Origin of the sequence: Bradyrhizobium sp. SZCCHNPS1003 (assembly GCF_032381555.1) — a bacterium.
Classification (GTDB): Bacteria; Pseudomonadota; Alphaproteobacteria; order Rhizobiales; family Xanthobacteraceae; genus Bradyrhizobium.
The window spans coordinates 108,501-131,871 of the sequence record NZ_JAUHIU010000020.1 but is presented as its reverse complement, the minus strand read 5'-3'; the positions used below and the strand labels follow the sequence as shown (position 1 = coordinate 131,871).

The following is a 23,371-nucleotide window of genomic DNA, read 5'->3' as shown; positions in this document are numbered from 1 at the left end:
CACCGGGGAGTGCCAAGGTGTCGAACGACATTCAGGTTGGAGACCGTGTCAGGCTGCTTGGTCTGCCTGATTGGCTGGTGCATGACCTGCCCGCCAGCGAGCAAGCGGAAATGCGCGGCTTTATCGGCCAATCCTGCGCAGTGAGTGAAATTGACGGCCATGGCTACTACTGGCTTGGATTCGATACGACCGTCGTCGACACAGATGGAGCTCGCTACAGTGGTCACTCATTCTGTGTCCCGCGAGACTTCATCGAACGAGACCCTCTGGACAAGCTTCTTCCGTAAAAGTTGCAGCCTGTGCTTAGGTACAGCCATCGGGTAGCGGCGATCGAGATTGGCCGCGTCGGCTTGGTACGAATGTCTGTGGCCATCTGCGACACACTTCCCGTGTGGCTGCTCCCCGGCCCTCTCAACGCGAGCGAAGCTCGTCGCGCCGTGACCAACGGGGAGAGGAAACGCACGATGCTCCGCGGGAGAGCTTGCAACGCGAGATCGCGCAGCGACCAGTCCAACGTCAAGAGCGCACTTTGCCTCCCCACCCGCATCGCGGGCAAGCGTTAGCGCGAGCCGGGAATCCGGCCGAAACGGTCTACGATGGCGCGAGCCGCGTGTGGCCTCAGTTCGTCCTGTATCTGCCCTCCGTGGATATGGATTCCGGGCTTAGCCGCTGCGCGGCTGCCCCGGAATGACGGCGGAGCGCGTTTCGGTGACAGTGCAATCAACCGGCGCCATGTGGCGCAATCATGGAAGCCGAAAGCTCAGCTCGCGGGAACGATCGCGCGATCGGTCAGCCAGCCCAGCCCGTCCACCGTCGTCGTCCGCGGCTTGTACTCGCAGCCGATCCAGCCGGGATAGCCGATCGCGTCGAGATGGTGGAACAGGAAGGCGTAGTTGATCTCGCCGGTGCCCGGCTCGTGGCGGCCGGGATTGTCGGCGAGCTGGATGTGCGCGATGCGGGCGAGATGCTTCTGCATGGTGCGGGCCAGATCGCCCTCCATGATCTGCATGTGGTAGATGTCGTACTGGACGAACAGATTGTCCGACTCCACCTCCGAGATCAGCTGCAGCGCCTGGGCGGTGCGGTTGAGGACAAAGCCGGGAATGTCGAGCGTGTTGATCGGCTCGATCAAGAGCTTGATCCCCTGCGCTTTCAGGGCGGTTGCGGCAAAGCGCAGGTTGCGGACCAGCACCTGGTTGAGCTCGCGCGGGTCGGCATCATCAGGCGCTATCCCGACGAGGCAGTTGACCTGGCGGCAGTCGAGCGCCCGCGCGTATTCGATGGCGCGACGAACGCCGTCGCGGAATTCGTCGACGCGATCCGGCAGGATCGCGATGCCGCGCTCGCCCGCGGCCCAGTTGCCGGCGGGCAGATTGTGCAGCACCTGCGTCAGCCCGTGACGCGTCAGCTGCTCGCTCAGCTCCGCCTTGTCGAAGTCGTACGGGAAGAGATACTCGACACCGCTGAAGCCGGCCGCCTTGGCAGCCGCGAAGCGCTCGATGAACGGGAGCTCGTTGAAGAGCATGGTGAGATTGGCAGCAAAGCGCGGCATGTCATGGTCCTCGAATTGGTCCTCGAATGAGAGCGGTTGCTGCGATCAGGCCGGCAGCAAGGTGCGCGGCGGCTCGGCCGGGGTGTCGTCCACCGGCAGGTCGAGCACCTCCTCGAACTCCACGACGTTGTCGATCTCGGTACCCATCGCGATGTTGGTGACGCGTTCGAGCACGAACTCGACCACGACAGGCACCTGGTATTCCGCCATCCATTCGCGCGCGGTCGCGAACGCAGCCTGCGCCTGGCGCGGGTCGGTGACGCGGATCGCCTTGCAGCCGAGGCCCTGCGCGACCGCGACGTGGTCGACGCCATAGCCGCCGACCTCCGGCGCGTTGATGTTCTCGAACGAGAGCTGCACCTGATAGTCCATCGAGAAGCCGCGTTGCGCCTGACGTATGAGGCCGAGATAGGCATTGTTCACGACGACGTGGATGTAAGGCAGGTTGAACTGGGCGCCAACCGCGAGCTCCTCGATCAGGAACTGGAAGTCGTAGTCGCCGGAGAGCGCGACGATCTCGCGCCTGGGATCGGCGGCGCGGACGCCGAGCGCGGCCGGCAGGGTCCAGCCGAGCGGCCCCGCCTGCCCCGCATTGATCCAGTGGCGCGGATGGTTGACGCTGAGGAACTGCGCGCCGCCGATCTGCGACAGGCCGATGACGCTGACATAGCAGGTGTCGCGGCCGAACGCCTTGTTCATCTCGTGATAGACGCGCTGCGGCTTGATCGGCACCTGGTCGAAATCGCTGCGCCGGAGCATCGTGCGCTTGCGATCCTGGCACGCCGCCGGCCACGCCTGCCGTTCGCGCAGCTTGCCAGCCTTGCGCCACTCGCGCGCGACGGTGATGAACATCTCCAGCGCCGCCTTCGCATCCGAGACGATGCCGAGGTCGGGGTTGAACACGCGGCCGATCTGGGTCGGCTCGATGTCGACATGCACGAAGCTGCGCCCTTTCGTGTAGGTCTCGATCGATCCGGTGTGCCGGTTGGCCCAGCGATTGCCGATGCCGAGGACGAAATCGGACTCCAGGAAATTGGCATTGCCGTAGCGATGGCTGGTCTGCAGGCCGACCATGCCGGCCATCAGCAAATGATCGTCGGGAATGGCGCCCCAACCCATCAGGGTCGGCACGACCGGCACGTTGACGGTCTCGGCGAACGCGACCAGCAGATCGCTGGCATCGGCATTGATGACGCCGCCGCCGGCGACGATCAACGGGCGCTCGGCGGCGTTGAGCATCTCGATCGCCTTTTCGATCTGCTTGCGGGTTGCGGCGGGCTTGTAGACCGGCAGCGGCGCATAGGTCTCGTCGTCGAACTCGATCTCGGCGAGCTGCACGTCGAGCGGCAGGTCGATCAGCACCGGCCCCGGCCGGCCCGAGCGCATGATGTGGAAGGCCTGGCTGAACACGCGCGGCACGAGCCCTGGCTCGCGCACCGTCACCGCCCATTTGGTCACGGGCTTGGCGATCTGCTCGATGTCGACGGCCTGGAAATCCTCCTTGTAGAGTCGCGCGCGCGGCGCCTGCCCGGTGATGCAGAGGATCGGGATCGAATCCGCAATCGCCGCATAGAGCCCGGTGATCATGTCGGTGCCGGCGGGGCCCGAGGTTCCGATGCACACGCCGATGTTGCCGGCCTTGGCGCGGGTGTAGCCCTCGGCCATATGAGAGGCGCCCTCGACGTGGCGGGCGAGAATGTGGCGGATCGATCCACGCCGCTGCAGCGCGGAATAGAGCGGATTGATTGCGGCTCCGGGAACGCCGAAGGCGCAGGTGACGCCTTCCTTCTCCAAGATACGCACCGCAGCATCGATCGCCCGCATCTTCGCCATCTCGCGCCTCCCTCTGGTTGAGGCGCAAGCATCGCTGCTGACAGCTGCGATCTCAATTCACTCGTCGATTTTTCCCACGATGCGGCACGCTCGGCAAAACAGCGGCGGCCTCAGTTAGTTAGGACAGAAGTCAGCTGACATGTCCTAACAGCATGACGGCTCGATCACGCTATTCGAACAGCGGCGCGAGCTCCATCTGCGGCACCAGCACGAGGCCCTTGTCGGTGATACGAATTTCCGGAATGACCGATAGGGGAATCAGATTGAAGCCCATGTAGGGAATGGTGCAGCCCGCCTCCACCCATTCGGTCTTCAAAAGCTTGACCTCATCGGCGACCTCGGTGACGCGCTTGTCCGACAGCAGGCCTGCGATCGGCAGCGGCACCATCGCCCTCACCTTGCCATCGGCAACGACGCAGACACCGCCCTGGTGCGCGCCGATCGCGGCGACGGCCGCCTGCATGTCCGCTTCGTTGGTGCCGGCGACGATGATGTTGTGGCTGTCATGGCCGACGCTGGACGCGACGGCGCCGCGCTTCAGGCCGAAATCCTTCAAGAGCCCATGCGCCACATTGCCAGCCGACTTGCCGTGGCGCTCGATCACCGCGACGAAACAGAGCCCATGGCGCGCGAACAGCGTTTCCCAATCGTTCGCCGGCTCGATCGCGACCTTGTCATGGATCAGCGTGATGCCCGGCAGCGCCGTCTTGATCGCATTCACGGTGCACGCCTTGGTCGGCAGCTCCGGCGTCAGTTTCATCTGCGCCGGCAGCTTCACCGTGGCATAGGCGGCCTTCGGATACTGATAGCGCTGCGACAGCGCCTGATCGAGACGCGGCGTGATCCTGCCCTTGTCGACGACGAGCTCGCCGCCATACCAGGTCGTTTGCGGCTTGAGGCCGTCGTCGAGCAAAACCAGATCGGCGCGGCGGCCGCCGCCGAGGCCGCCGATCTCGCCATCCATCGCAAAGCGCGTCGCGCCGTGCAGCGAGCCCATCGACCACGCCTGCTCCGGCGACATCCCCGCCTTCACCGCCTCGCGCACCACCCAGTCGAGTCCAAACAGCATGAGATCGTCGGCATCGCGATCGTCGGTGCACACCGCCGTGCGCTTGTGCGAGGCGCCGAGCTCGGTGATGGTGCGGATCGCCTGCGGCAGGCTGTGCCACGGGGTCGTGGGCGGACCACCGCGCAGGAAGATCCAGACGCCGGCATCCAGGAGATCATCGGCGATGTCGCGGTCGATCGCCTCATGCGTGTCGGTGACACCGCTCGCGGCGTAGGCGGCGACGAATTCGCGGCCATAGACATGCCCGGACACCGGCCGTCCGCGCTGCAAAGCCGCCGCAAGGATGGCGTGGCTGCGCTCGTCGCCCATGCAGACCGGCACGAAATCCATCTTCTCGCCAAGCGCGACCGCCTCGGGCCAGCGGTCGAACAGGCCGGCGATCTTGTCCGGCGTGAGGTCGCCGCCCGCGGTTTCCAGCGCCGCCGAGGTCGCCGGCACGGTCGAGGGCACGGTGAGGAAGATCGACAGCGGCGCCTGCCGCGCATCCTCCAGCATCGCCTCGACGCCGGCGACGTCCATGACGTTGCCGATCTCGTGGCTGTCGCAGAAGATCGTCGTGGTGCCGTTGAGCAGCGCGGCCTCCGCATAGGCGCAGGCCGTCACCATCGAGGATTCGATGTGGATGTGCGGATCGACCAGCCCCGGCGCGATGATGCCGCCGGCCGCGTCATGGAGCGCGAAACCGCTGCCGAGCGCCTTGTGGGCACCGGCCGGCTTCACCGCCGCGACCCGCCCGCCGGTGATCCACAGTTCGCGCGAGGGGTGGATGCGCTCCGAATAGGTCGAAAGCACGCGCGCGCCGGTGATCACGAGATCGGGCGCAACGCGGCCCGAAGCGACATCGGCGAGGCGCCGCGTCATCGTGTGCAGAGGGGCGACCGAGAAGCGGGTGAGTTTGGTCATGGCACGAACTCGCTGGACGTGTTGGGCGATGCACCGCGATGGTTGCGCGATGCACGCGTCCCGGCAAGCCCAAATAGATCGGCAGCCCTGACCACGGCTTGAGCAGCGGGTGAATAGCCCCCTCGTCCCTCCCCTCGAAATATCCGCGCCTCCATTGTCCTCGGAGACGGACCGCAACATCGGATTGCCCAACGCTCGAGCCGACGAGCCAGGGAGCTCGACAGCAACTCAGGCCGGGCCGAAGCGTCCTTACGGACGCTCCTTCACAACGCGGCAATGCTCACTGCTGCTACGGCGCGCAGACGCAGTTGCAGCCGGCTGCCGTGAGCGTCATGTGCGCCTTGTTGCCTTTGGTGCAATGGTCTTGCGTAAGGACGCAATGAGGTCCACGCGGGGAGGCACGCTTGACGGCTGTGCAAGTCCCCGGGCCCGGGGCCTGGGCGAATGCCGATTCGGAGACAAATAACAGGCCGAGGGCCAAGGCACCGATGATCGGAATGCTCCCGCCCCTCCTTCGCCGATGCCACGCAGTCAAGTCGTCGCCGTGGTTGGCTGACCGCGATTTCGTCCGCACATGAGTGGCCATATCAAGCTCCCTTCGTTTGCAAGGCCTTCATAATCAGGCCGCGGCTTCAGAACGTTGGCCGGCTTCAGGGCGAACAACATTTGTCATCGCCCGACACTCCAGCTTTGCGGGACGGTCGCACCGACGCCGCTTAGCCTAGTAAGTGCAACGGCAACTTTAAATTACATTTATTAGCATAATATCATAGAGATTGCATATCGGCAACGAGCAGAAGCGCGAAATCGCTCAACGGCACGCGAGGAAAGGGTTGAGCTGAATTTTGGACAGAAGGCGCCCCAAGCGACGAACGAGGGAATCATTCCGGTGATGGTGCACTCACCCCTCCGCCCGTGCGTTGGAGTCAGTTGCACTGTCATCGAAACGTTGCACCCTGCCGAAACGTCCTGTTACCGAAACGTTCCGGCCGGCGGCGTCACGCCGCCGAGCGCCGCCGTGAGCTCGGCCGCGACATCCCGCACCATTGCTCCGATCACAGCCACCCGCTCATCGGTCAGCCGGCTCGCCAGGCCCGAGACCGAGATCGCCGCCAACGGCTCGCGGCAGGAATCGTGGACGACGGCGGCGATGCAGCGCAGGCCGATGCGGGCCTCCTCGTCGTCGACGGCGTAGCCCTGCCGCCGGATCGTATCCAGTTCGCGGAACAGGTCGCTGGCGCGGATGATGGACTTCTCGGTCAGGCGCGGCATGCCCTGGCGGTGGATGATGCCGTTGACGTCGTCGTCGGAATAGGTCGCGAGCACGGCCTTGCCCATGCCGGAGGCGACCATCGCCAGCCGGCCGCCGACCTTGGTCAGCGAGCGCATGATCTCGCGGCTCTCCAGCCGCATCAGCACCATCAGCGATTCATCGTCGACGACGGCGAGATTGGCGGTCTCGCGCGACTGGTCGCGCAGCCGGCGCAGATAGGGAATCGCCAGCGCCACGAAATTGCGCCGGCGCGTGAAGGTCGCGCCGACGGCGAAGCTCTGCGCGCCGACGTGCCATTTCGACTCCATGCGGTCGAACTGCACGAAGCGGCGCTTTTCCAGCGTCGTCAGCAATCGATGGACGGTGGAGGTCGACAAGCCCGCACGCACAGCGAGATCGCTGAGGCGATAGCCTTCATCGTCCTCGGCGAGAATCTCAAGGATCTGCAGGGCGCGTCCGACGGATTGCACGCCGCCGTCGCGGGGCTCGGCCGCGGCATCTGCGCGGGACTCAATCGTCTTGCGACGGATCACGTGGCGCCTCTTTGCACCGTCATCGAAGGCGGCGCCGTTGCAGGACGGACGGATCTTGCTTGGGTATGCCTACAAAGAAAGTGCCGCTCCGGCGAGGGGCCGGAGCGGCATTCGCGTCAGATCAATCAGAGCAGGCCGGCGCCGCGCGCCCACTTGTACTTGGCCCCTAACACCTCGACCGGCAGCTCGGTCGAATAGGCGTAGGCCGGGATGCCGTTCTGGTAGAGATATTCGGCGGCTTCCTCGACCTCGACGTCGCCGGCGAGCGAGGCGACGATCGGCTTGACGAAGCCCTTCGCCTCCATCTCCTTCTTCACCTCGACCATGTTGCGGGCGAACACCATCGGCGGGGTCACGATCGTGTGCCAGTAGCCAAGGATCAGCGCGTGGATGCGGTCGTCCGACAGGCCGAGCTTGACCGTGTTCACATAGGTGATCGGCGGCTCGCCACCGGTGATGTCGACCGGGTTGCCGGCGGCACCGAACGGCGGGATGAACTTGCGGAACGCGGCATCGAGATCCGCGGGCATCGCCATCAGCGACATGCCGTTGTCGACCACGGCGTCGGACAGCAGCACGCCCGATCCGCCGGCGCCGGTGATGATGACGACGTTCTCACCCTTCGGCGTCGGCAGCACCGGCACGCCGCGGGCGAACTCGAGCAGCTGGCGCAGCGAGCGGGCGCGGATGACGCCCGACTGCTTCAGCACGTCCTCGTAGATCTTGTCGTTGCCGGCGAGCGCGCCGGTGTGCGACGAGGCCGCCTTGGCGCCGGCCGAGGTGCGGCCGGCCTTGAGCACGATGACCGGCTTCTTCTTGGAAACGCGCTTGGCGGCTTCGGCGAAGGCGCGGCCGTCCTTGAGGTCCTCGCAGTGCTGGGCGATCAAATTGGTGTTGGGGTCCTGCTCGAAGAAGGCGAGCAGATCGTCCTCGTCGATGTCGGACTTGTTGCCGAGGCCGACGATGGCAGACACACCCATTTTCGCCGAGCGCGAAAAACCGATGATCGCCATGCCGATGCCGCCCGACTGCGACGACAGCGCCGCATGACCCTTGACGTCATAGGCGGTGCAGAAGGTCGCGCAGAGATTGGCCGGAGTGTAATAGAAGCCGTAGATGTTCGGCCCCATCAGGCGGACGTTGTACTTCTTGCCGATCTCGACGATCTCGGCCTGCAGCTCGGGCTCGTTGGCTTCGGCAAAGCCCGAGGGAATCAGCACCGCGCCGGGGATCTGCTTCTCGCCGCATTCGATCAACGCGCCGGCGACGAACTTGGCGGGGATCGCGAACACCGCGGTGTCGATCACGCCGGCGACGTCCTTGACGCTCTTATAGGCCTTGTAGCCGAGGATCTCGGACGCCTTGGGGTGGATCGGATAGATCTCGCCCTTGTAGCCGCCATTGATCAGGTTCTTCATCACCGAGTTGCCGATCTTGCCGTCCTCGGCGGAGGCGCCGATCACGGCGATCGCCTTCGGCATCATGATCCGCTTCATCGCGGTGACGATTTCCTCGTTCGAGCGCGGCGCCGGACGCGGCTTGTAGTCGAAATCGACGACGATGCGGACGTCGGCTGCGATCGCGCCGTTCTTGGTCGCGAACACCGGGTTGAGGTCGAGCTCGACGATCTCCGGGAAATCGCTGACCAGCTGCGACACCTTGACGATCACGTCGGACAGCGCCTCGCGGCTGACCGCGTCGCCACCGCGCACGCCCTTCAGCATCTCATGCGCCTGGATGCCGTCGAGCATCGACAGTGCGTCTTCCTTGGTGGCGGGGGCGAGGCGGAATGTCACATCCTTCAGCACCTCGACCAGCACGCCGCCGAGGCCGAAGGCCACCAGCTTGCCGAACGATCCGTCGGTGATCGAACCGACGATCACCTCGGTCCCGCCGGTCAGCATCTGCTGTACCTGGATGCCTTCGATCTTGGCGTCGGCCTTGTACTTCTTCGCATTCGCGAGAATGGTCTCATACGCCTTCTGCGCGTCGTCAGCGGTCTTGACGCCAACGATGACGCCGCCCGCCTCGGTCTTATGCAGGATGTCGGGCGATACGATCTTCATGACGACCGGGAAACCCATGTCGCCGGCCAGCTTGGCCGCCTCGGCGGCGGATTTGGCCAATCCCTCCTTCGGCACCGGAATGCCATAGGCGTCGCAGACCACCTTGCCTTCGGGGGCGGTGAGGCTGGTGCGCTTGTCGGCCTTCACCCGATCGAGCACTTCGCGGATCGTGGCCTTGGCGTTCGGGATGGCGTCAGACATTGGGGGCTTCCTCCTGGGGACTGGTCGTCGTTTATGGCATTTGGTATGCCAGAAGCAAACTTTGTCAAGCGCATCGAAGATGTGGAAACGCGGAAAAATCGGTCGCCTTGACAGTCTGGCATCTGGCATGCCAAAAATATTGGACGCAAAATGCTGTACACAGGCATCTCCCAAGGAGAGGAGATCGGTCTTGTCTACAGAGAAAACAAACAAGGCATTGCCCATCATGGCCGAGGCCGACATCGCGATCACTCGCATCGCCCCGGAGACGAGCTTCAAGAATAAGGCCTACGAGGCCTTGAAAGAAGCCATTCTCAAGATGGACATCTACGCGTCGCCCGAGCCGGTGATGCTCGACGAGCGCGCTCTGTCCGAGCGCCTCGGTGTCAGCCGCACGCCCATCCGCGAAGCGATCGCGATGTTGGAGCAGGACGGCTTCGTGAAGACCGTGCCGCGTCGTGGCATCGTCGTGGTGCGCCGGACCAAGACCGAAATCGTCGACATGATCCGCGCCTGGGCGGCGCTGGAGAGCATGGCGGCGCGCCTGATCACGACGATCGCGCGCAAGAAGGACATCAGCGCGCTGCGCGACTACTTCAAGGATTTCGGCAAGGACCGCCCGCCGCAGGAGCACATCGAGGAATATTCGAAGGCGAACATCGCGTTTCATCAGGCGCTGATCTCGCTGTCGGAATCGCCCGTGCTCGTCGACATGACCAACGACATCCTCCTTCACGTGCGCGGCTATCGCCAGCTCACGATCGGGCGCACCGATCGAATCGCAGCGTCCCTGCCCGAGCATCTGGCGATCATCGAGGCGCTGGAGGAACGCAACACCGAGCTCGCCGAAAAGCGCGCCCGTGATCATACGCTGGGCCTCGCGACCTATGTCGAGACGCACGGCCAGGAACTATTCAGCTGACAGGTTCAAACAGAAGAAGACGCCGCAAAGCGCCTTCACAGACGACCAGGGAGAGAGGCGCATGGCGCAGACTGCTGTTAAGACCGAGGCACCGGACACGCACGAGGAGCTCACGGACGGCTTTCATCTCGTCATCGACGCGATGAAGCTGAACGGGATCGACACGATCTACAACGTGCCGGGCATTCCGATCACCGACCTCGGTCGTATGGCGCAGGCTGAAGGCATTCGCGTGCTCTCCTTCCGTCACGAGCAGAACGCCGGCTATGCCGCCGCGATCGCCGGCTTCCTCACCAAGAAGCCGGGCGTGTGCCTCACGGTCTCGGCTCCCGGCTTTCTCAACGGCCTCACGGCGCTGGCGCACGCCACCACCAACTGCTTCCCGATGATCCTGGTCTCTGGCTCGTCGGAGCGCGAGATCGTCGACCTGCAGCAGGGCGACTACGAAGAGATGGATCAGCTCGCGATCGCCAAGCCGCTGTGCAAGGCGGCGTTCCGCGTTCTGCACGCCCAGGACATCGGCATCGGCTTCGCCCGCGCGATCCGTGCCGCCGTCTCGGGCCGCCCCGGCGGCGTCTATCTCGACCTGCCGGCAAAACTGTTCGGCCAGGTGATGAATGCGCAGGCCGGCGCAGCCTCGCTGGTCAAGGTGATCGATCCGGCTCCGGCGCAGATCCCCTCCCCCGACTCGGTCAAGCGCGCGCTCGATCTGTTGAAGAACGCGAAGCGCCCGCTGATCATCCTCGGCAAGGGCGCTGCCTATGCCCAGGCCGACGAGGCGATCAAGACCTTCGTCGAGAAGAGCGGCGCGCCGTTCCTGCCGATGAGCATGGCCAAGGGCCTCTTGCCCGACCTGCATCCGCAATGCGCCGGCGCGGCGCGCTCGACGGTGCTGAAGGACGCCGACGTCGTCATGCTGATCGGCGCCCGCCTCAACTGGCTCTTGTCGCACGGCAAGGGCAAGAGCTGGGGCGAGCTGCCTAAGAAGTTCATCCAGGTCGACATCGAGCCGAAGGAGATGGACTCCAACGTCGAGATCGCAGCCCCCGTGGTCGGCGACATCGGCTCGGTCGTCACGGCCTTCTCCGAGGCGATGGGCAGCAACTGGGCCAAGGCACCGGTCGAGTGGACCTCTTCGGTGCAGAAGAAGCGCGAGGACAACGTCGCCAAGATGGCGCCGCGGCTGATGAACAACAACTCGCCGATGGACTATCACGGCGCGCTCGGCGTGCTCCGCACCATCATCAAGGAGCGTCCGGACGCGATCCTGGTCAACGAGGGCGCCAACACGCTCGACCTCGCCCGCGGCGTGATCGACATGTACCAGCCGCGCAAGCGCCTCGACGTCGGCACCTGGGGCGTCATGGGCATCGGCATGGGCTCGGCGATCGCCGCCGCCGTCGAGACCGGTAAGCCGGTGCTGGCGATCGAGGGCGACAGCGCCTTCGGGTTCTCCGGCATGGAGGTCGAGACGATCTGTCGCTACAATCTTCCGATCTGCGTCGTTATCTTCAACAATGACGGCATCTATCGCGGCACCGATCAGAACGCGGCGAGCGACGATCCGGCCACCACCGTGTTCGTCAAGGGCGCGCGCTACGACAAGATGATGGAGGCGTTCGGCGGAGTCGGCGTCAACGCGACCAGCCCGGACGAGCTGAAGCGCGCCGTCAACGAAGCGATGGATTCCGGCAAGCCGACGCTGATCAATGCCGTGATCGATCCTGCTGCCGGATCCGAGAGCGGCCGCATCGGCAACCTCAATCCGCAGAGCGTGCTGACGAAGAAGAAGTAAGGCCACCCGCAAGACATCAAACGCCCGCTGCTGCGGGATGACCATTCGTTACGGAGAGCAACACATGACCAAGGCGCTCGAGGGCGTTCGCATTCTCGACTTCACCCACGTCCAGTCCGGACCGACCTGCACCCAGCTGCTGGCCTGGTTCGGCGCCGACGTGATCAAGGTGGAGCGGCCGGGCGTGGGTGACATCACCCGCGGCCAGCTCCAGGACATCCCCAACGTGGACAGCCTCTATTTCACGATGCTGAACCACAACAAGCGGTCGATTACGCTCGACACCAAGAACCCCAAGGGCAAGGAGGTTCTGACCGAGCTGATCAAGAAGTGCGACGTGCTGGTCGAGAATTTCGGCCCCGGCGTGCTCGATCGCATGGGCTTCCCCTGGGAGAAGATCCAGGCGATCAACCCGAAGATGATCGTCGCCTCGATCAAGGGTTTTGGCCCTGGCCCCTACGAGGATTGCAAGGTCTACGAGAACGTCGCCCAGTGCACCGGCGGCGCCGCCTCGACCACCGGCTTCCGTGACGGCCTGCCGCTGGTCACCGGCGCGCAGATCGGCGATTCCGGCACCGGCCTGCACCTCGCGCTCGGCATCGTCACCGCGCTCTATCAGCGCACCCACTCCGGCAAGGGCCAGCGCGTCACCGCCGCGATGCAGGACGGCGTGCTCAACCTCTGCCGCGTCAAGCTGCGCGACCAGCAGCGCCTCGACCACGGTCCGCTCAAGGAATACAGCCAGTTCGGCGAGGGCGTGCCGTTCGGCGATGCCGTGCCGCGCGCCGGCAATGATTCCGGCGGTGGCCAGCCGGGCCGCATCTTGAAGTGCAAGGGCTGGGAGACCGACCCGAACGCCTACATCTACTTCATCACCCAGGCCCCGGTCTGGGAGAAGATCTGCGACGTGATCGGCGAGCCGACCTGGAAGACCGATCCGAACTACGCCAAGCCCGCCGCCCGCCTGCCGCGCCTGAACGAGATCTTCGGCCGCATCGAGCAGTGGACCATGACCAAGACCAAGTTCGAGGCCATGGACATCTTGAACGAGTTCGACATCCCCTGCGGCCCGATCCTGTCGATGAAGGAAATCGCCGAGGACGAGTCGCTGCGCAAGACCGGCACCCTGGTCGAGGTCGACCATCCGACCCGCGGCAAGTATCTCTCGGTCGGCAACCCGATCAAGCTGTCGGACAGCCCGGCCGACGTCACCCGCTCGCCGTTGCTCGGCGAGCACACCGACGAGGTCCTGCGCCAGGTGCTGGGCTTCAGCGACCACCAGGTCGCCGAAATCCACGACTCCGGCGCGCTCGATCCGCCGCGCAAGGAAGCCGCGGAGTAAAGGACGGACGCGGCGCGAACGCCGCACGTATGCGTTCCATCGACTCAAAGCCGCCGGCATCGCCCGGCGGCTTTTTGACTTTTGCGGTGAAAGATTGATGTCTCTTCCGCAGACACCGGCGGGGACCTTGGTCTCGGCCTGCGCTGCGGATCACCATTACGGGCCACGGCCGGCCTCAGGGTGAAGCGGACATGACGCATGTCGCCGACGTTTCGACCGTATAACCCAGAGCTGACCTTGGTCGCGACTTCATGTTAGTCTCGTGCGATCGAACACATTGCCAGACCCTCGGGCACGCTTGCAGACTGGCCGTGTCGGGCAATTCTGCCCCTTCTTTGCCGAAAAGCGAATTATGCGACATGTCGACAATGCGCGGCTGAAACAGCGCGCGAAACTCGTGGACGCCCAGCCGTCAGAGAGAGAATACATCCATTCTACACTACAGAACCGAGACCTACCGGCCAGGGAAAAAATTGAGCAAACACTATTGAACTTAGCCACCGCGCTTGGGCGAACGGTCGTAAGCCGAATCACGATCCGGGACGGCACGACCATGTATTCAGTTGATGGTTCGGCCTACCAGCGAGGTGCAAACGCTATCCTTGAGCTTTCGCGGGAAATCGTAGAATCTCGGGGCCAATGAACACCGGGTGCACTGTTAGCGAAACCATCGACTTCCGAAATGAAAGCGAGACGTCCGTTGAGGAGGCCTCCCAGTGGCCCATTGGTTTCAAAAAGGCTGGCTGCTCATTTCCCTGATGTCCGCCGTGCTTTCAGCGCCGACCGGCGTTGCACGTGCTCTGGACGACGCGAGTGATCGCGAGAGCTATGACCGTGCGGTCTCCTATTGCCGGTCGATCTGGCCGCCGAGAGCCATGACGCTGAGCCCGGACAAGCGCATCATGTGTTTCGACACGACGATGCTTCCAGAAGTCGACGTATCACTGACGAAAGCACTCGAGCTTGGTGGGCTCTTCGTCATCCGCAGCACCGGCGGGAGGGAAGACAAAGCCCTCGAACTCGCCGATCTCATTCGCGAGCGGCATGCGACCGTTGTCGTCTATGACTACTGCTTCTCGGCCTGCGCCGAATTCATCATCACCGCTCCCGACCAAACTTACGTGCTCAAGGACGCCCTCGTTCTCTGGCATAATCCCCAAAGCAGCGACCCGGCCCGTCCCTATTGTGCATTCCTCAAGACATCACGCGACGGCGGTCCGAGGGGCTTGCGGCGTGGACCATGTCGCGAGGGAAGCGACACCGTCGAATACTCATCGGCGCGCCAAGCTCGGTTTCTTTGGGAGAGAGCCATCGATCCCTCGTCTGTGATGCCGCCCGACAGCATCTACGTGAGACGAAGAGTGGCCAGCCTCTACGCAGAGACAGGGGTGGATCACGACATCCTATGGACGCTCAACCCGAGATATTATCCGCGTCTCTTTAAGGCAAACATCGTCTTTGAAGCCTATCCACAAAGTCAGGAAGAGGTCGATGCGGTCGCGGCCCGATTGGGCATCACGGCGAAGATCATCTACGATCCATGAGCGCCGCAAGTGCCTGTCGGTCGGCAATCCGACCAAGCTGTCGAACAGCCTGGTTACCTGCCGAATATTCCGCCCACCACCCGATGCATCGCGCCGCCGATCGCGCCGATGGGACCTCCCACATTCCGCTGATGTCGCGCGCGCCCCGCGCTGCGACGGGCCTGGCGGTCGGATTTGGCAGCCTCGGTGGCCGCGTCCATCAGCGCCTTGTGCTGGGCAGCATTGAGGAAGCCGGTCGCGGGGTAGCCGCGCTCCTCCTGCCAATGGGCGAGGGCGGCGCGGGTCGAATCGTCGAACGTCCCGTTGATCTTGGTGCCGAACCCGAGCCGGGTCAGCCCTCGTTGCACGGCGCGACGCTTCGCCTTGGTGAGGCCGATCTGATTCTCGGCCTGCTGATTGGCGTCCTGGGCAGCGATCACGGTATCGGCGGGTGCCGACGCTTCACGAGGTGTGCTGCTCAGACCAGCGTGAGCGACCTGCGCGCTTCCGGCGATCGCCAGGATGGACAGTGCCAGGATCAAGGCGCGCATGGCCTTTCCTTCGCCCTCAGGTCTGCTGATGATACGTTTCGAGGAATACAGCGCGACGGACTGAACGATCAACATCCGGCGGCGTCACTCCGCTTCATTGCAGAGTAACTGCGGCCCGGGCAGCACAGTTCCCTCACCTCGGGCCGATTGTTCCGTCGCGTTGCACGCGGGGGGATAGACGCACGGGATGGCAGCTCTCAGCAGTCGCCGAGATACCCCGACTTTGCCGGCTCGGTCCGCCAAGCAGGATCGAGCCGATCCGGTGCCCAGGTTGGGCGGCTCTTTCCATATGAAAATGCCGCCTTCAATAAGGAATCCAAATTGTGGCATTCCTGCTGCAGCGCAAAATCCTCATACCGCTATGCAATATGATCCGTTGTATCTGGCATCTGGTATACGTAAATTCTCCTCAGTCAGAACGTCGTACCGCCCAACTGATGGAGACAAACCATGGCCAAGACCGCCGCCCTCCCCCTCGTTCAGCCCGTGTCCCTGTTCGGGCGCCTGCTGGCGACCCTCGATCGTGTTCTCATGACCAGCGCCCGCGCCGCCAACCGCAACGGCGACCTGCCGTATTTCGGCCTCTGAGGCCGGCGCGCTTCGCGCGCGCAAGCAGCATCGAAGCCCAATCAAGAGCCCCGGACCTCCGGGGCTTTTGCTTTTGCGACACCCCCCGCGGCCTGCGACAAATTGGCCCCGTGAGCATCCCAACCGATCTCCTCAATTGCGGTCGGTCACCTCTTCATACCAAAATCAAATCGGTCGATTTGCTGCGGATGCACGTCTTGCTGCATGACCCAGGCCGCCACTACAACTTTTGGCTGTATGGGCATTGCGAGAGAGTCCAAGGCCGACGACGACCTGAAGCGCGTCACGGTGGAGGATGACACCGGCCGGACTCGACGGGTCAGTGGTTCGATTGGGCATAGCGGCCGGAAGAAGCCGTGCGGTCCGGGAATGAAGGGGAGAAAGCGTCGATGAAGCGTTCCATGCGCGTGGCCGTTGTGGCCGGCGTCGCCCTGATGGTGGGGCATATCCCGGCTCTGGCGGGATGGGAGCCCGTCCGGCCCGTCGAGTTCATCGTTCCGGCCGGAACCGGCGGCGGTGCCGACCAGATGGCTCGGACGATTCAGGGCATCGTCACCAAGCACAATCTGATGAAGCAGCCGCTGGTCGTCATCAACAAGTCCGGCGGTGCCGGTGGCGAAGGCTTCCTCGACGTCAAGGCGTCAGCCGGCAACCCCCACAAGATCATCATCACCCTGTCGAACCTGTTCACGACGCCGCTCGCGACCGGCATCCCGTTCAGCTGGAAGGACCTCACACCGGTCGCCATGCTGGCGCTCGACGAATTCGTGCTCTGGGTCAACGCCGACAAGCCCTACACAACCGCCAAGGACTACATCGACGCGGTCAAGCAAGGCGCGGGCATCCTCAAGATGGGCGGCACCGGCTCGAAGCAGGAAGACCAGATCATCACGGTGGCCATGGAGAAGGCGACCGGCGCCAAGTTCACCTACATCCCCTACAAGGGCGGTGGCGAAGTGGCCGTGCAACTGGTCGGCAACCACATCGACTCCACCGTCAACAATCCCATCGAAGCGGTGGCGCAGTGGCGCGGCGGCAAGGTCAGGCCGCTCTGCGTGTTCGACGACAAGCCGATGGGCTACGGCGAGCAGATCACCGACGGCAAGGCCTGGAAGGACATTCCGACCTGCAAGTCGCAGGGCCTCGACATCGAATACCTGATGCTGCGCGGCATCTTCATGTCGCCGCGGGCCACCAAGGACCAGATCGAATACTACGTCGACCTGTTCAAGAAGGTGCGGGAAACCCCGGAATGGCAGGACTTCATGAAGACCGGCGCCTTCAACACCACCTTCATGACCGGTGCGGACTACGCGAAGTGGGTTGAGACCGAAGAGAAGCGTCACGAGCTCCTGATGAAGGAAGCCGGCTTCCTCGCCTCGAACTGAGCGGCTCGCATGAGAAGCCAGGGAGGATCCGCCGGGCCCAGCCACAAGGCGGTCGAACTCGGCGTCACGCTCGCGATCGCGCTGTTCGGGATCATCGTGATCCTCGGCAGCGTGAAGGCGGGGATCAATTGGGGCGCCGAGGGGCCGCGCGCGGGATTCTTCCCGTTCTACGTCGGCCTGTTCATCATCGCGGCGAGCGCGATGAATGTCCGCAACACGCTGCGCGAGGCTGACGGCAGCGTCTTCGCCGAATGGCGTCAGCTCCGCCAGGTCATGAGCGTGGTGGTGCCGACGGCGATCTATGTCGGCGCCCTGCCCTTCACCGGTCTGTACGTCGCCTCCATGATCTTCATCGCCTGGTTCATGCGTTGGCTTGGCAAATATGGCTGGCTCACGGTGGCGGCGGTCGCGATCGGAATGCCGGTGGTGACCTATCTGATCTTCGAGCGCTGGTTCATGGTCCCACTGCCCAAGGGGCCGGTCGAGGATTGGCTCGGACTCTGACACGAAACTCATCCGCTGAGGGTTGCAGGACCAAGCTGGCATGGAAGAACTCGCCAATCTGTTTCACGGCTTCGCAGTCGCGCTCCAACCCTTCAACATCATGGTGATGATCCTCGGGATCGTGCTCGGGGTGATCATCGGCGTGCTGCCGGGATTGGGCGGCGCCAACGGCGTCGCGATCCTGCTGCCGCTGACCTTCAGCATGCCGCCGACCTCGGCCATCATCATGCTGTCCTGCATTTATTGGGGCGCCTTGTTCGGCGGCGCCATCACCTCGATCCTGTTCAACATACCCGGCGAACCATGGTCGGTCGCGACCACGTTCGACGGCTACCCGATGGCGCAGCAGGGCAAGGCCGGCGAGGCGCTCACGGCAGCGTTCACCTCGTCCTTCGTCGGCGCGCTGTTCGCGGTCATCATGATCACGCTGATCGCGCCGCTGGTGGCCGGCTTCGCGCTTCAGTTCGGCCCGGCCGAGAAATTCGCCGTCTACTTCCTCGCCTTCTGCAGCTTCGTCGGCCTGAGCAAGGAGCCGCCGTTCAAGACGATCGCGGCGATGATGATCGGCTTCGCGCTCGCGGCCGTCGGCCTGGATTCCATCACCGGCCAGCTCCGGCTCACCTTCGGCATCACCGAGCTGCTCAACGGTTTCGACTTCCTGATCGCCGTGATCGGCCTGTTCGGCATCGGCGAGATCCTGCTGACGATGGAGGAAGGCCTGAGCTTCCGCGGCGGCAACGCCAAGATCAATCTGCGGGTGGTGCTGCACACCTGGAAGGAGATGCCGGCGTATTGGCTGACGTCGCTGCGCTCCTGCGTGATCGGCTGCTGGATGGGCATCACCCCCGCCGGCGCGACACCGGCGTCGTTCATGAGCTACGGCATCGCCAAGCGCCTCTCCAAGCGCGGCAAGAATTTCGGCCGTGGCGAGATCGAGGGCGTCGTCGCGCCGGAGACGGCGGCCCATGCGGCGGGCACGGCGGCGCTGCTGCCGATGCTGTCACTCGGCGTGCCCGGCTCCCCCACGGCGGCGGTGCTGCTCGGCGGCCTCTTGATCTGGGGCCTCCAGCCCGGCCCGATGCTGTTCGTCGAGCAGAAGGAATTCGTCTGGGGTCTGATCGCCTCGATGTATCTCGGCAACCTCGCCGGCCTGCTCGTCGTGCTGACCTGCGTGCCGGTCTTCGCGGCGATCCTGCGCATTCCCTTCAGCATCATCGCCCCGCTCATCCTGGTGCTCTGTGCCATCGGCGCCTATTCGGTGCACAGCAGCACGTTCGACGTCGTGCTGATGCTGGTGTTCGGCGTGCTCGGCTATCTGTTCAAGAAGTGCGGCTATCCGCTCGCGCCGCTGGTGCTCGCCATCGTGCTCGGCGACAAGGCCGAGGAGGCCTTCCGGCAGTCGCTGCTGGGATCCCAGGGATCGCTCGCGATATTCTTCTCCAACGGACTGGTCGGCACCATCATGGCGCTCGGGTTGATCGCGCTGTTCTGGTCGGCGATCCAGCAGGGCTACAACCGGTTGCGGGCGGTCGCCGCGTAACTCGCCCCTACTCCGATAGTTGAGCTACAAATATCCTCTGCTGCGTCGTATTGTCGCTGCAGCGATTTGCCTTGCTTCTACAGGCTTTTTTCGTCGATCGCTGGGCTACCAGCGAGCACGGGGTCGATGAATCCGCTTGTCTATTGGCATATCATATACCAAACTCCGCATAGCTGTTAGGACAAAAATAGACAGCCCTGGAGGAAACATGACGGACTTGGCTCACGCGGGGGCGCCCGCATCTGCAAGAGTAAGCGACGCCTATCGCTGGACGCAGCTCGCGGTTGGCGTCCTGGCGATGGTGATGATCGCCAACTATCAATATGGCTGGACCTTCTTCGTCCCGGATATCGCCAAGACGTTCGGCTGGGATCGCGCCTCGATCCAGTGGGCCTTCACCCTGTTCGTGCTGTTCGAAACCTGGCTCGTGCCGGTCGAGGGCTGGTTCGTCGACAAATACGGCCCGCGCATCGTCGTGCTCGTCGGCGGCGTGCTCTGCGCGATCGGCTGGATGATCAACGCCTACGCCACCTCGCTCAACGGCTACTATCTCGGCATGATCATCGCGGGCATCGGCGCCGGCGGCGTCTACGGCACCTGCGTCGGCAACGCGCTGAAGTGGTTTCCGGACAAGCGCGGCCTCGCGGCAGGCATCACGGCAGCCGGCTTCGGCGCCGGCTCGGCGCTGACAGTCGCGCCGATCCAGGCTATGATCCGCGACTCCGGCTTTCAGACCACCTTCCTGTATTTCGGTCTCGGCCAGGGCATCATCATCGTCATCCTCGCCTTCTTCCTGTTCGCGCCCAAAGAAGGCCAGGTGCCGGCCGTTGCTCAGAACACGAACCTGGTGCAGAGCCGTCGCAACTACAACCCGACCGAAGTGATCCGTCAGCCGATTTTCTGGCTGATGTACTTCATGTTCGTGATCGTCGGCGCCGGCGGCCTGATGGTGACGGCCAACCTCAAGCCGATCGCCGGCGACTGGAAGGTCGACAACATTCCGGTGACGCTGATCGGCATGACCATGACGGCGGTGACTTTCGCAGCCACCATCGACCGCGTGCTGAACGGCCTGACGCGTCCGTTCTTCGGCTGGATCTCGGACAACATCGGCCGCGAGAACACGATGTTCATCGCCTTCGGCATGGAAGGCATCGGCATCTGGGCGCTGTACATGCTGGGCCATGATCCGGTGTGGTTCGTGATCCTCTCCGGCTTCGTGTTCTTCGCCTGGGGTGAGATCTATTCGCTCTTCCCCTCGACCTGCACCGACACGTTCGGCACCAAGTTCGCCACCACCAATGCCGGCCTGCTCTACACCGCCAAGGGCACGGCCGCGCTGCTGGTGCCGATCGCGAACTACATGCAGCAATCGAGCGGCAACTGGGATCGCGTCTTCATCATCGCGGCCGGCGCCAACATCCTGGCATCGATCCTCGCGATCGCGGTGCTCAAGCCCTGGCGGAGGGTCGTGGTGCAGAAATCGACGCTCTGACGCATCCCTTCGCGCTGCAACAAAAAAATAAAAAACGCGTCCAGATTGACGACGCTCGGCATTTTGCCGAGCGTTTTCTTTTGCTTGGCGGACGATTTCGGTCTCGCTGCAAAGCAACATGTCGCACCCTGTGTCGCAGGCCATATTGCAGACTGGAATATATTATACCAGAATGATTCCGTGCGCAGATGAGGAGCGCGCTTGCAGCGGCATCCTCCAAGAGAGCGCGTTTGGGAGGACACATGGTTTCCAGCACAGAGGCAACACCGCCTGTCCAGGCACAGTCCAGCGGCTTCCGCTGGATCCAGCTCGCAATGGGCATCGTCTGCATGGCGATGATCGCCAACCTGCAATATGGCTGGACGCTGTTCGTCGATCCGATCGACGCGAAGTTTCACTGGGGTCGCACGGCGATCCAGCTGGCCTTCACGATCTTCGTCGTCACCGAAACCTGGCTCGTGCCGGTCGAGGCCTGGTTCGTCGACAAATACGGTCCGCGCGTCGTCATCATGTTCGGCGGCGTCATGATCTCGCTAGCCTGGATGCTGAACTCCTACGCCGACTCGCTCACCCTGCTCTACGCCGGCGCCGTCATCGGCGGCATCGGCGCGGGCGCAGTGTACGGCACCTGCGTCGGCAATGCGCTGAAATGGTTTCCCGACCGCCGCGGCCTCGCCGCGGGTGCCACCGCCGCGGGCTTCGGCGCCGGTGCCGCGCTGACCGTGGTGCCGATCGCCAGCATGATCGCCTCGAGCGGCTATCAGAGCGCCTTCTTCACCTTCGGCATCGGCCAGGGGCTGGTCGTGTTCGTGCTCGCGATCTTCCTGCGGCCGCCGACGGTTGCGGCGCCGACCCGCAAGAAGCAGCTCAATCTGCCGCAGAGCAAGATCGACTACACGCCGCCGCAGGTGCTGCGCACGCCGATCTTCTGGATCATGTATCTGGTGTTCGTCATGGTGGCCTCGGGCGGCCTGATGACCGCCGCCCAGATCGCCCCGATCGCCCACGACTTCAAGATCGCCAACGAGCCGGTGACGCTCGCCGGCTTCCAGATGGCGGCGCTGACGTTTGCGATCTCGCTCGATCGAATCTTCGACGGCTTCGGCCGCCCTGTGTTCGGCTGGATCTCCGACACGATCGGTCGCGAGCACACCATGTTCATTGCCTTCGGCACGGCCGCTTTGATGCTGCTGACGTTGTCGAGCTACGGGCACAACCCGATCGTGTTCGTGCTCGCGACCGCCGTCTATTTCGGCGTGTTCGGCGAAATCTACAGCCTGTTTCCGGCGACCTCGGGCGATACGTTCGGCAGCAAATACGCCGCGACCAACAACGGCATGCTCTACACCGCGAAGGGCACCGCCTCGCTGCTGGTCCCGCTCGCGAGCCTCGTCTCCGCAAAATATGGCTGGCAGGCCGTGTTCGTGATCGGCGTCGGGCTGAACGCGACGGCCGCATTGATGGCGCTGTTCGTGATCAAGCCGCTGCGCCGCGCCTTCATCCTCGGCAAGGAGCCGGTTACCGAGCCGGTGACGCAGGACGCCCGGATGGCGTGACGCCACTGTTTCTTCCCGCGACTTCAGGAGGCGCACCACGGTGCGCCTCCTTTTTTTGCGCCGGGGCAGGACGCTGGCGCGTCATATCCGGCAGCTCCGGCAGTGTCGCTGACGTGTTTTTTCGGTGGCCGAGCGCACGAAAAGCCGTCAAACCCGATTGACTTCTGGCATAACGTATACCAGACTTCCCTCCGTTCACTATCAACAAACGGGAGGGTGCCATGAAAGTCGGAGACATCCTGCGCAACAAGACGGCGCGCGTGATCACGGTGCGAATGAACGAGACCGTCGGCGTCGCGGCGCAGCTGATGCGCGCCAGCAATGTCAGCGCCCTCGTCGTCAAGGACGTCGTCCGCACCGAAGGCAACACCGCGGCCGGCATGTTCACCGAACGCGACGTCGTACGCGCCATCGCCGAGCATGGCGCCGCCGGCGTCAACCTGAAGGTCTCGCAGTTGATCTCGCCGCAGCGGCTGATCTCCTGCAGCACCGAGGATACGCTCGAGCACGTGCGGCACCTGATGAACGTGCACCACATCCGCCACCTCCCCGTCATCGTCGACTTCGCGCTCGCCGGCGTCATCAGCATGCGCGACGTCTCCAGCGCCTTCGACGAAGCGGAAGCTCCGGTCGCCGCCTGACGCGTCCAGCCCGGTCAGCGGAACCGGTTCATGACTGAGAGAGTCTTGTCGGAGCAGCGCGCCGCCTGTTAGGCGGTGCGCAGAGAGGAGCGGCAC

Annotated in this window: 18 protein-coding genes; 12 read left to right on the top strand and 6 right to left on the bottom strand. The window is 63.9% G+C overall.

Annotated features, from left to right (window positions below):
* Positions 1–17 precede the first annotated feature (17 nt).
* Positions 18–287, top strand: a complete 270-nt coding sequence (locus QX126_RS28110) for a hypothetical protein (RefSeq protein WP_315785221.1) — start codon at positions 18–20, stop codon at positions 285–287.
* 473 nt (positions 288–760) lie between these two features.
* Here the strand turns inward: QX126_RS28110 and hyi are convergent, their stop codons facing one another.
* The 5 genes from hyi to QX126_RS28085 form a co-directional block, all read right to left on the bottom strand.
* Entirely contained in the window at positions 761–1,552 is a 792-nt protein-coding gene (gene hyi, locus QX126_RS28105) for a hydroxypyruvate isomerase (RefSeq protein ID WP_315785218.1), read from the bottom strand.
* Between the two features lie 45 nt (positions 1,553–1,597).
* A complete protein-coding gene (gcl, locus tag QX126_RS28100; RefSeq protein ID WP_315785215.1) occupies positions 1,598–3,385 on the bottom strand; it encodes a glyoxylate carboligase in 1,788 nt (595 codons plus the stop codon).
* Positions 3,386–3,554: 169 nt separating this feature from the next.
* A complete protein-coding gene (locus QX126_RS28095) occupies positions 3,555–5,357 on the bottom strand; it encodes an adenine deaminase (protein ID WP_315770442.1) in 1,803 nt (600 codons plus the stop codon).
* A 972-nt stretch (positions 5,358–6,329) separates the two neighbouring features.
* Complete coding sequence (locus tag QX126_RS28090) at positions 6,330–7,163, bottom strand: IclR family transcriptional regulator (RefSeq protein WP_315785212.1); 834 nt, start codon at positions 7,161–7,163, stop codon at positions 6,330–6,332.
* A gap of 125 nt (positions 7,164–7,288) precedes the next feature.
* The gene (locus tag QX126_RS28085) at positions 7,289–9,430 is read right to left on the bottom strand and encodes an acetate--CoA ligase family protein (RefSeq protein WP_315739805.1); all 2,142 of its coding nucleotides are present in this window, start codon (positions 9,428–9,430) and stop codon (positions 7,289–7,291) included.
* A 226-nt stretch (positions 9,431–9,656) separates the two neighbouring features.
* Between QX126_RS28085 and QX126_RS28080 the strand changes: the two genes are divergently transcribed.
* From QX126_RS28080 to QX126_RS28065, 4 genes are all read left to right on the top strand, one after another.
* Positions 9,657–10,352, top strand: a complete 696-nt coding sequence (locus tag QX126_RS28080; RefSeq protein ID WP_409998125.1) for a GntR family transcriptional regulator — start codon at positions 9,657–9,659, stop codon at positions 10,350–10,352.
* Between the two features lie 61 nt (positions 10,353–10,413).
* Complete coding sequence (gene oxc, locus QX126_RS28075; RefSeq protein ID WP_315785209.1) at positions 10,414–12,147, top strand: oxalyl-CoA decarboxylase; 1,734 nt, start codon at positions 10,414–10,416, stop codon at positions 12,145–12,147.
* A gap of 64 nt (positions 12,148–12,211) precedes the next feature.
* Positions 12,212–13,489 carry a formyl-CoA transferase gene (frc, locus tag QX126_RS28070; RefSeq protein ID WP_315739807.1) on the top strand — a complete coding sequence of 426 codons (1,278 nt, stop codon included), beginning with the start codon at positions 12,212–12,214 and terminating at the stop codon, positions 13,487–13,489.
* 716 nt (positions 13,490–14,205) lie between these two features.
* On the top strand, positions 14,206–15,033 hold the full coding sequence (locus QX126_RS28065; protein ID WP_315785206.1) for a hypothetical protein: 828 nt from the start codon (positions 14,206–14,208) through the stop codon (positions 15,031–15,033).
* A 53-nt stretch (positions 15,034–15,086) separates the two neighbouring features.
* On the opposite strand, the gene QX126_RS28060 is transcribed toward QX126_RS28065, so the two are convergent.
* On the bottom strand, positions 15,087–15,563 hold the full coding sequence (locus tag QX126_RS28060) for a peptidoglycan-binding domain-containing protein (RefSeq protein ID WP_315785250.1): 477 nt from the start codon (positions 15,561–15,563) through the stop codon (positions 15,087–15,089).
* A gap of 450 nt (positions 15,564–16,013) precedes the next feature.
* Here QX126_RS28060 and QX126_RS28055 point away from each other — a divergent pair, with 450 nt between their 5' ends.
* The 7 genes from QX126_RS28055 to QX126_RS28025 all read left to right on the top strand — a co-directional run bounded on the left by QX126_RS28055 (position 16,014) and on the right by QX126_RS28025 (position 23,275).
* The gene (locus tag QX126_RS28055) at positions 16,014–16,151 is read left to right on the top strand and encodes a hypothetical protein (RefSeq protein WP_315739810.1); all 138 of its coding nucleotides are present in this window, start codon (positions 16,014–16,016) and stop codon (positions 16,149–16,151) included.
* Between the two features lie 401 nt (positions 16,152–16,552).
* Positions 16,553–17,539, top strand: coding sequence for a Bug family tripartite tricarboxylate transporter substrate binding protein (locus tag QX126_RS28050; protein ID WP_409998124.1), 987 nt, complete (start codon positions 16,553–16,555; stop codon positions 17,537–17,539).
* A gap of 9 nt (positions 17,540–17,548) precedes the next feature.
* A complete protein-coding gene (locus QX126_RS28045; RefSeq protein ID WP_315739812.1) occupies positions 17,549–18,043 on the top strand; it encodes a tripartite tricarboxylate transporter TctB family protein in 495 nt (164 codons plus the stop codon).
* Between the two features lie 40 nt (positions 18,044–18,083).
* Entirely contained in the window at positions 18,084–19,583 is a 1,500-nt protein-coding gene (locus QX126_RS28040) for a tripartite tricarboxylate transporter permease (RefSeq protein ID WP_315739813.1), read from the top strand.
* A gap of 208 nt (positions 19,584–19,791) precedes the next feature.
* Positions 19,792–21,078 carry an oxalate/formate MFS antiporter gene (gene oxlT / locus QX126_RS28035; RefSeq protein WP_315739814.1) on the top strand — a complete coding sequence of 429 codons (1,287 nt, stop codon included), beginning with the start codon at positions 19,792–19,794 and terminating at the stop codon, positions 21,076–21,078.
* Positions 21,079–21,320: 242 nt separating this feature from the next.
* Positions 21,321–22,634: an oxalate/formate MFS antiporter gene (gene oxlT / locus QX126_RS28030; protein ID WP_315739815.1), complete on the top strand. Its 1,314-nt coding sequence runs from the start codon at positions 21,321–21,323 to the stop codon at positions 22,632–22,634.
* Positions 22,635–22,855: 221 nt separating this feature from the next.
* Positions 22,856–23,275: a CBS domain-containing protein gene (locus QX126_RS28025; RefSeq protein WP_172114347.1), complete on the top strand. Its 420-nt coding sequence runs from the start codon at positions 22,856–22,858 to the stop codon at positions 23,273–23,275.
* Positions 23,276–23,371: the final 96 nt, after the last annotated feature.